The sequence below is a fragment of the Bradyrhizobium sp. UFLA06-06 genome (assembly GCF_054820065.1).
Genome location: NZ_JADFUD010000166.1, coordinates 1 through 763 on the forward strand (window position 1 = coordinate 1; position 763 = coordinate 763).

The window sequence follows — 763 nt, forward strand, 5'->3', positions numbered from 1 at the left end:
GCGCAACAGCGCGTGAAGCGGCCTCAGCCACCAGGCGACGCGGCCCATCCACGAAGCCAGCGTCTGACGGTCGAGCGTGACGCCCTGCGCGGCAAACATCTGTTCCTGCCGATACAGCGGCAGCTGGTAACCGTATTTCATCACCGCGATGTGGGCCAGCAAGGCTTCCGTCACCATCCCGCCCTCGACCGCCTGGGCCGGCGCGGCCGCCTGCAGCACACCCTGGCGACATCCCCGCGGACGCACGATGCGCTTGACCCGGTATTGCATCGGAACGACGTCGAAGGCTTCCTTGACGGTCTCCCCGATCTTGTGCAGCCGCTCGCCGCAGCAGGGGCAGATATGGCTCTCGATATCGATCACGACGTCGATGCGCGGCAAATGCTCCGGAAGCTTCCCCCGGTTGCGTCGCGCCAGTCGCTTTCCACGGCCTTCCGCTCCATCAGGCAGCCTGCCTCCGGCCACGTCGTCGTTGGCGGCGGGACCAGCCGCCTGCGCCGTGATGGTGAAGAGAGATAGCTGTCCGGGATCCAGTGTCTCGGACCGGGGACCGAAGATCGTGCGCTTGTACTGCGACAGCATCACCAGGAGCTTGTCGTTCTCCTGGATCGCAGCATCGCGCTGGGCGATCGCTGCATCACGCTCAGCCGCCAGCGTGCTGCATTCCGCCGACAACACGGCAAGCAGTGACGACAGCGCCGTCACGGCTTGCTGGAGCAATGCTGGATCGGAAGGCAAATCAATCATGCAGCGCGTTCTACTA

1 protein-coding gene is annotated in these 763 nt (G+C 64.9%); it reads right to left on the bottom strand.

Going from position 1 to position 763, the window contains the following annotated elements; all coding sequences use genetic code 11:
• Window positions 1–747 (bottom strand): transposase domain-containing protein (locus IF803_RS42520; protein ID WP_461196169.1); only part of this gene is annotated, 747 nt, incomplete at its 3' end.
• Window positions 748–763: the final 16 nt, after the last annotated feature.